The 8,542-nt window shown below is 62.9% G+C and carries 8 protein-coding genes and 1 pseudogene; 7 read left to right on the top strand and 2 right to left on the bottom strand.

Annotated features, from left to right (window positions below; all coding sequences use genetic code 11):
- The coding region (locus EOA27_RS41505) for a hypothetical protein (protein WP_210214145.1) at positions 1–193 on the bottom strand (193 nt) is incomplete at its 3' end.
- On the opposite strand from EOA27_RS41505, the gene EOA27_RS11890 reads away from it, so the two are divergent.
- The 3 genes and pseudogenes from EOA27_RS11890 (at position 176) to EOA27_RS11880 (ending at position 2,800) form a co-directional block, all read left to right on the top strand.
- Positions 176–571, top strand: a complete 396-nt coding sequence (locus EOA27_RS11890; protein WP_126082559.1) for a VOC family protein — start codon at positions 176–178, stop codon at positions 569–571. The genes EOA27_RS41505 and EOA27_RS11890 overlap by 18 nt on opposite strands.
- A 79-nt stretch (positions 572–650) precedes the next feature.
- Positions 651–1,180: pseudogene (locus EOA27_RS42065) on the top strand (gluconate 2-dehydrogenase subunit 3 family protein).
- Between the two features lie 48 nt (positions 1,181–1,228).
- Positions 1,229–2,800, top strand: coding sequence for a GMC family oxidoreductase (locus tag EOA27_RS11880; RefSeq protein WP_126082561.1), 1,572 nt, complete (start codon positions 1,229–1,231; stop codon positions 2,798–2,800).
- A 162-nt stretch (positions 2,801–2,962) separates the two neighbouring features.
- Here EOA27_RS11880 and EOA27_RS11875 read toward each other — a convergent pair whose 3' ends face one another.
- Positions 2,963–3,352, bottom strand: a complete 390-nt coding sequence (locus EOA27_RS11875; protein ID WP_126082562.1) for a hypothetical protein — start codon at positions 3,350–3,352, stop codon at positions 2,963–2,965.
- 308 nt (positions 3,353–3,660) lie between these two features.
- Here EOA27_RS11875 and urtA point away from each other — a divergent pair, with 308 nt between their 5' ends.
- The 4 genes from urtA to urtD all read left to right on the top strand — a co-directional run.
- Positions 3,661–4,971: an urea ABC transporter substrate-binding protein gene (gene urtA, locus EOA27_RS11870; protein ID WP_126082563.1), complete on the top strand. Its 1,311-nt coding sequence runs from the start codon at positions 3,661–3,663 to the stop codon at positions 4,969–4,971.
- A 106-nt stretch (positions 4,972–5,077) separates the two neighbouring features.
- Positions 5,078–6,694 (top strand): urea ABC transporter permease subunit UrtB, encoded by a 1,617-nt coding sequence (gene urtB / locus EOA27_RS11865; RefSeq protein ID WP_127256258.1) that lies wholly within the window; start codon positions 5,078–5,080, stop codon positions 6,692–6,694.
- Positions 6,691–7,914, top strand: coding sequence for an urea ABC transporter permease subunit UrtC (gene urtC, locus EOA27_RS11860; protein WP_127253005.1), 1,224 nt, complete (start codon positions 6,691–6,693; stop codon positions 7,912–7,914). Before urtB ends, urtC begins: the two co-directional genes overlap by 4 nt.
- A 6-nt stretch (positions 7,915–7,920) precedes the next feature.
- A partial coding sequence (urtD, locus tag EOA27_RS11855) for an urea ABC transporter ATP-binding protein UrtD (protein WP_127256256.1) occupies positions 7,921–8,542 on the top strand: 622 nt, incomplete at its 3' end.

The raw sequence follows: 8,542 nt of genomic DNA, 5'->3' as shown, positions 1-8,542 counted from the left end.
CTTCGATCCAATGGCCGGCAACGGCAATCAGACTTTCGTCCTTAGGCGCGCCCATCCTCGCCCGCGCCGGGAGACTACCCATTTCCAAGCCGCATGCGTGGTAATCGGCTGCCACCACCTTTTTTCGCCAGCACGCATAATCGGCTTCGAAATCAAGAAAGCTGCGGAGTCCGATTTGGCGAAGGCGATCCATTCCATGATCAGGGTTCTCGACGAGGCACGGTCCGTCGATTTCTACAACAAGGCCTTCGGCCTCGAGGTGGCGCAGCGGCTCGATTTCGAGACTTTCACACTGATTTATCTCAGCAATGCGGACTCGCCTTTCGAGGTGGAGCTGACCGTGAACAAGGGGCGCACCGAGCCCTATGCGCTGGGCGACGGCTACGGCCATTTCGCCGTGTCGGTCGCCGATCTCGACAGCGAGCATGACCGGATCGGCGCGCTCGGGTTCAATCCGAGGAAGATCGTCGAGTTCAATCACCACGGGGTGCGGATTGCCCGCTTCTTCTTCATCGAGGATCCCGACGGCTACAAGATCGAGGTCCTGCAGCGAGGAGGGCGCTTCCAATAGGGGACATTCCGCCGCGCGGACCGGCGCGGCGCCAGCAACGGCGCCCTCAGGGGCGCGAACAGCAAGCAGGGAGGAAATCATGGTTACAGTTTATGAGAAGAAAGCCGGGCTTTCGCGGCGAGAGCTTCTCAAGCGCGGCGGTGCCGGCGCGCTGCTCATCATCTCCGGCAGCGCCGTCATCAGCCCCGAACACGCTTGGGGTCTCGAAACCTCGGCGCTGAAGCCCGAGACGATGGCGACGCTGATCCAGATGGCGCGCGACATCTATCCGCACGACCAGGTGCCCGACAAATACTACGCCATTGCCGTCAAGGGCCATGACGAGACGGCGGCCAAGGACCCGGCCCATAAGGAACTGATCGAGAAGGGCATCGCCGAGCTCGACAAGAAGGCCGGCAAGGGCGGTTATCGCGGGATCGGCTGGGAAGAGCAGCGGGTCGCGCTGCTCACCGGCATCGAGAAGACGCCGTTCTTCCAGGCGGTACGCGGCGGCCTCGTCGTCAGCCTCTACAACCAGAAGGAGCTGTGGCCATCTTTGGCTACGAAGGCGAGTCCTATTCCAAGGGCGGCTACATCGCGCGCGGCTTCAACGACATCGAGTGGCTGTAGACCGCTCTGTCCTGAACCGCATTTCTACGGATTTCATGGGAGGAAACCATGGCAGCATCATTTGATCTCAAGAACGATGGCGTGGTCGTCATCATCGGCTCCGGCGCCGGCGGCGGTACGCTCGGCAACGAGCTGGCGCAGAAAGGCATCGACGTCGTCATCCTCGAGGCGGGCGCACGCCACGAATATGAGGATTTCATCAACGACGAGTGGGATTCCTTTGCCCAGCTCGCCTGGAAGGACAAGCGCACCACCTCGGGCGACTGGCGCGTGGCCAAGGATTTCCCGAACCTGCCGGCCTGGATCGTCAAATCGGTCGGCGGTTCGACGACGCACTGGGCGGGCGCCTCGCTGCGCTTCCAGGAGCATGAATTCAAGGCGGCCACGACCTACGGCAAGGTCAAGGGCGCGAACCTCCTCGACTGGCCGGTGACGCTGGCCGAAATGGAACCGTATTACGCCAAGGCCGAGGCCAAGATGGGCGTCACGGGCACCAATGACTGGCCGCGGCTGCCGGGCAACAACAACTTCAAGGTGCTCAAGGCCGGCGCCGACAAGCTCGGCTACAAGGAATGCCACACCGGCAACATGGCGATCAATTCGGTGCAGCGCGACGACCGCAATTCCTGCCAGCAGACCGGCTTCTGCTTCCAGGGCTGCAAATGGGGCGCCAAATGGTCGACGCTCTACACCGAAATCCCGAAGGGCGAAGCGACTGGGCATCTGGAGGTCCGGCCGAACTCGATGGTGATCAAGATCAACCATGACGCTTCCGGCAAGGTGACCGGCGTCGTCTATGCCGACAAGGACGGCAAGCTGCAGGAGCAGAAGGCCCGCATCGTCGCCGTCGCCGGCAATTCGATCGAGAGCCCGCGCCTGCTGCTCAATTCGGAATCGAGCAAGTTCCCGCACGGGCTCGCCAACTCGTCGGGGCAGGTGGGCAAAAACTACATGCGCCACACCACCGGCTCGGTCTACGCGATTTTCGACAAGCCGGTGCACATGTATCGCGGCACCACCATGGCCGGCATCATCCGCGACGAGGCGCGCCACGATCCGTCGCGCGGCTTCGTCGGCGGCTACGAGATGGAGACATTGTCGCTTGGCCTGCCGTTCATGGCGGCCTTCCTCAATCCCGGCGGCTGGGGCCGCTCCTTCACCACGGCGCTCGACCATTACGACCATATGGCAGGCCTGTGGATCGTTGGCGAGGACATGCCGCGCGAGGAGAACCGCATCACGCTGCACAAGGACGAAAAGGACGAGCACGGCATGCCGATCGCCGACGTCCATTTCGACGATCATCCGAACGACGAGGCAATGCGCAACCATGCCTACAGCCAAGGCCAGGCGCTCTATGCCGCTGTCGGCGCCACCAGGACCTTCCCGACGCCGCCTTATCCATCGACTCACAATCTCGGCACCAACCGGATGAGCGAGAAGCCGGAGGACGGCGTCGTCAACAAGCACGGCCAGTCGCACGACATCAAGAACCTGTTCGTCTCCGACGGCAGCCAGTTCACCAGCGGCGCGGCGGAGAACCCGACGCTGACCATCGTGACACTGGCGATCCGCCAGGCCGACTACATCGCGGCGCAGATGTCGGCCAAGACCATCTGAAGCGGTTCGGCGTCACCGCCGATCCGCTCCAGCTATTTTTGTTTGACGCAATTCCGGACGGAAAACCGCTAAGCACCTTTCCTGGAATTGCGTTCATCCTCCCGACTGCCTGCTGGCGCGGGACCCGAAAGGGTTCCGCGCCTTTTTATGCGGAGCCGGCGGCTATCTTCTGGTGCAGGTCGAGGCGGTGAAGGCGCCGTCCTGCTGCTTCATGATGATGTCGAAGGAGGGGCCGCTCGGGTCGTCGAGCGTCGCCTGGGTCATCGAGATCGAGTTGCCGCCGCTGGTGTAGCCGCCGAGCGGCCCGAGCCAGGTGATCTCGCCATTGGGGTTCATCTGGTAGTCGTAGGCTTGCGGCGTGGCGCCGAAGGTCACCGGGCCGCTATAGAGGTTGCTCTTGATGGTGATCACGCCGAGGTCGAGGAACAGGCCGAGCAGGTAGACCTCGCAGTGATAGGCGCCGTCGGGCAGCTTACCGTCGGTAAAATCGGCATGCGCGCTTCCGGCGGCGGACAGCAGAAGCAGGAAACTCAGGATCGTTCGCAGGGTCATGACGTCGCTCGTTTGCGCGGCGACCTTGCCCCATTTCGCCATGGCCCTGCAACAGGGCCGATCAGCCAGCCTTTTGTCTGCATGATGAAATTTAAGGCATTTTTACCAATTGGGCAGAATCTAGGCAGTGCTGCGTAAACTTTTCTCAACTTGGTCGCGTGGAAGTGGATCTAAAAGTTTCCCGGCTACTGGATAACCGGCTGTAATCTCATCGTTATCTCGCAATCCCGTTGCACGCATTCCCGTCTGGCACGTCGCTTGCACAGTCTATGTGGCGGTGCAAACAACCAAGCTTGGGAGCGTGTCATATGAGGGGTAACTTCGCGAAAATAACAAAGATCCTGTCGGCGGGCGTCGTCGCGGCTGGCCTGCTGGCGTCGGCTTCCGCGAAGGCGGCGGAAGACACGATCAAGGTCGGTATTCTCCATTCGCTGTCGGGGACCATGGCGATTTCGGAGACGACGCTGAAAGACGTCATGCTGATGCTGATCGACGAGCAGAACGCCAAGGGCGGCCTGCTCGGCAAGAAACTGGAAGCCGTGGTCGTCGACCCGGCGTCCAACTGGCCGCTGTTCGCGGAGAAGGCGCGCGAGCTGATCTCGAAGGACAAGGTCGCGGCCGTGTTCGGCTGCTGGACCTCGGTGTCGCGCAAGTCGGTGCTGCCGGTGTTCTCGGAACTCGACAACATCCTGTTCTATCCCGTCCAGTATGAGGGCGAGGAGAGCGAGCGCAACGTCTTCTACACCGGCGCGGCGCCGAACCAGCAGGCCATCCCGGCCGTCGACTACCTGATGAGCGCCGATGGCGGTTCCGTGAAGCGCTGGGTGCTCGAAGGCACCGACTATGTCTATCCGCGCACCACCAACAAGATCCTCGAAGCCTATCTGAAATCGAAGGGCGTGCCGGCCGATGACATCATGGTCAACTACACGCCGTTCGGCTTCTCCGACTGGCAGACCGAGGTCTCGGCGATCAAGAAGTTCGGCTCGGCCGGCAAGAAGACCGCGGTGGTCTCGACCGTCAACGGCGATGCCAACGTGCCGTTCTACAAGGAACTCGGCAACCAGGGCATCAAGGCCGAGGACATCCCGGTCATGGCCTTCTCCGTTGGCGAGGAAGAGCTCGCCGGTCTCGACACCAAGCCGCTGGTCGGCCATCTCGCCGCCTGGAACTATTTCGAGAGCGTCAACACGCCCGACAACAAGAAGTTCATCGCCGACTGGCACAAGTTCATCAAGAACAACAAGCGCACCACCAACGACCCGATGGAAGCTCACTATATCGGCTTCAACATGTGGGTGAAGGCGGTCCAGAAGGCCGGCACCACCGATCCGGACAAGGTCATCGACGCCATGGTCGGCGTTTCGGTGCCGAACCTGACCGGCGGCTATTCGGCGATGATGCCGAACCATCACATCACGAAGCCGGTGCTGATCGGTGAAATCCAGGCCAATGGCCAGTTCCAGACGGTCTCGAAGACGCCCGGCCTGGTGATGGGCGACGAATGGTCCGACTACCTGCCCGATTCCAAGGACCTGATTTCCGATTGGCGCGCGCCGCTCAGCTGCGGCAACTTCAATGTCAAAACCGGCAAGTGCGGCGGCAAGGGCACCAACTGATCCTCCCGGGCTGGACCATCAGGTTCATGCCCAAGACTGCGCGCGTCCGGACGGTTTCCTCCACCGTCCGGACGCCCATTAAACCCTCAAGGGTCGCCAAATACCGATGAAGATCTTCCGTGCGATTGGCCTCACGCTTTTGTTCCTTCTGACGACGCTGTCGTCCTCGGGCGCTGCGGAAGCCGATCTGCGTGCCATCATCGCCAAATTCGCGACAGCTGCGGACTTTTCCGAGACTGGAGTTATCGTTCGCGAGTTGACAGCCACGGGCGATCCGGCTGTCGAACGGCCGCTTGCTGCATTGGCGGAAGGCAATCTTTACATTCGCGCCGCCGACTCGATGGTGTTTGTCGGCACGGAAGGCAGCGACAGCATCCAGCTTTTCGACCCGCTGAGCGGCGAGGCAGCGGGCGAGGCTTCCGCAGATGACTTGACCCAGATCGGCATCAACAACACCTTGCGCCGCACTATCCGCGATGCGTTGGGCACGCTGACGCTTGGTTCCAAGGATCCGACTGTCCGCATCGCCGCCGCCGACACCATGTTCAAGACACCTGATGCCGCCAACATCGAGCCGCTCGACGCGGCGATCGCCAGTGAAACCGTGGCGAGCGTCAAGGCTTTGCTGGAGCAGGCGCGTGGCGCTTCCATACTGGTTTCGGACAAGCCCGATACGGACAAGCTCGCCGCAATTGCCTTGATCGGCGCCCGCGGCGACCGCGACGCGGTCTCGCTTCTCACCTCCGTCGAGGCCAACGCCTCCGGAGCGGTCAAGGAAGCGGCGACGGCCACAATCGCGAGTATCAATTCGACGCTGGCATTTTGGGATGCGGGGCAGAACATCTGGTACGGCATCTCGCTCGGATCGGTGCTTCTGCTGGCCGCGATCGGGCTCGCCATCACCTTCGGCGTCATGGGCGTCATCAACATGGCGCATGGCGAGATGGTCATGCTTGGCGCCTATACGACCTTCGTCGTCCAGCAGGTGATCCGCACCTCGTTTCCCGGCCTGTTCGACTGGTCGCTGGTGATCGCGCTGCCGCTCGCCTTCCTAGTCGCGGCGCTTGTCGGCCTCGCGATCGAGCGCGGCATCATCCGCTTCCTCTATGGCCGGCCGCTCGAGACGCTGCTGGCCACCTGGGGCGTTTCGCTGATCCTGCAGCAGGCGGTGCGCACCATTTTCGGGCCGACCAACCAGGAGGTGGGCAATCCGTCCTGGATGTCCGGCTCGTTCGATATCGGCCAGCTCGCGATCACCTGGAACCGGCTGTGGATCCTGGTGTTCGCGCTAGCGGTGTTCGGCGTCCTGCTCTACGTCATGAAGCGCACGCCCTGGGGGCTGCAGATGCGCGCCGTGACCGCCAACCGGCGCATGGCGGCCTCCATGGGCATCAAGACGCCTTGGGTCGACGCGCTGACCTTCGCGCTGGGCTCCGGCATTGCGGGCATCGCCGGCGTGGCGCTCAGCCAGATCGACAACGTGTCGCCCAATCTCGGCCGCGGCTACATCATCGACAGCTTCATGGTCGTGGTGTTCGGCGGCGTCGGCAATCTGTGGGGCACGCTGGTCGGCGCCTTCTCGCTCGGCATCGTCAACAAGTTCCTCGAACCCTATGCCGGCGCGGTGCTCGGCAAGATCGTCGTCCTGGTGCTGATCATCCTGTTCATCCAGAAGCGCCCGCGCGGCCTGTTCGCGCTGAAGGGCAGGGCGGTGGAAGCATGATCGCGCAGCGCTTCTTTGCCGCCGATCGCCGGATTGGCGTTACGATCTTCGCGCTGCTCGCGGCAGCCATCATCGTGCCGCTGCTCAACCTCGCGGTGTCGCCGCAAAGCGCTTTCTACATCCCGCCTTACATCGTAGCGTTGGTCGGCAAATATCTCTGCTACGCGCTGCTGGCCCTCGCGCTCGACCTGGTCTGGGGCTATTGCGGCATCCTTTCGCTCGGCCACGGCGCCTTTTTCGCGCTCGGCGGCTATGCGATGGGCATGTATCTGATGCGCCAGATCGGTTCGCGCGGCGTCTACGGCAATCCGATCCTGCCCGACTTCATGGTGTTCCTGAACTACAAGGAGCTGCCCTGGTTCTGGTACGGCTTCGACCATTTCTGGTTCGCGGCGCTGATGGTGTTGGCCGTGCCCGGCCTGCTTGCCTTCGTCTTCGGCTGGTTCGCCTTCCGCAGCCGCGTCACCGGCGTGTATCTGTCGATCATCACGCAGGCGATGACCTATGCGCTGCTGCTCGCCTTCTTCCGCAACGACATGGGGTTCGGCGGCAACAACGGCCTGACCGATTTCAAGGACATTCTCGGCTTTAGCGTGCAGGCGGACGCGACGCGCTCGGCGCTGTTTGCGGCGAGCGCCGTCACGCTCGCGCTTGCCGTCTTCGTGACCGCGGCCATCGTGCGTTCCAAATACGGCAAGCTGCTGATGGCCGTGCGCGACGCCGAGAGCCGCACCCGCTTCCTTGGCTGGCGGGCGGAGAACGTCAAACTGTTCGCCTTCACCGTCTCGGCAATCATGGCCGGCATAGCCGGCGCGCTCTACGTGCCGCAGGTCGGCATCATCAATCCCGGCGAATTCGATCCGGCCAACTCGATCGAGGTGGTGATCTGGACCGCCGTCGGCGGGCGCGGCACCATCGTCGGCCCGATCATCGGTGCGCTGCTCGTCAATGCCGGCAAATCCTGGTTCACCGGCGTGCTGCCGGAATTCTGGCTGTTCGCGCTGGGCGGGCTGTTCGTCGCCGTCACGCTGCTGCTGCCCAAGGGCATCGTGGGTATGTGGGACGGCTGGCGCGGCAAGGCCAAGGCGCTGCGCGCGGCCTCGCTTGCCGCAGAAGCCGGCGCCGATCCAGAGATGCCGCAGCCGAAGATCGTTCGCTCTGCGGCACGGACGCCCGGCGCCTGGTCGGCTACCGGGTCCGAGCCGCAGCCGGCGGAGTGAGCGAACATGAACAACTCGAACACCATCCTCTATCTCGACGGCGTCTCGGTCTCCTTCGACGGTTTTCGCGCCATCAACAATTTGTCGCTGGTGCTCGACAAGGGCGAGATGCGGGCGATCATCGGGCCCAACGGCGCCGGCAAGACGACGATGATGGATATCGTCACCGGCAAGACGCGGCCGGACGAGGGCGAAGTCTTCTTCGACGGCCAGGTCGATCTCACGCGCCACGACGAGGCCGAGATCGCCATGATGGGCATCGGCCGCAAATTCCAGAAGCCGACCGTTTTCGAGAGCCACAGCGTCGAGGACAATCTGATGCTGGCGCTGAAGGGGCCGCGCTCGATCTTCCCGGCGCTGTTCCATCGCCGCTCGGCGGCCGAGGCGCGGCGCATCGACGACATACTCGGCATCATCCGTCTCGGCGACAAGCGCGACGAGCTCGCAGCCAATCTGAGCCACGGCCAGAAGCAGTGGCTGGAGATCGGCATGCTGTTGGCGCAGGACCCGAAGCTGCTGCTCGTCGACGAGCCGGTTGCCGGCATGACCGATGCCGAAACCGAGGAGACCGCGCGCCTGCTCAAGGACATCGCCCGCGACCATTCAGTGGTGGTCGTCGAGCATGACA

It is taken from the genome of Mesorhizobium sp. M2A.F.Ca.ET.037.01.1.1, from assembly GCF_003998075.1.
GTDB lineage: Bacteria > Pseudomonadota > Alphaproteobacteria > Rhizobiales > Rhizobiaceae > Mesorhizobium.
The sequence above is the reverse complement of the archived record's forward strand: the minus strand, read 5'-3'. Positions and strand labels throughout refer to the sequence as shown.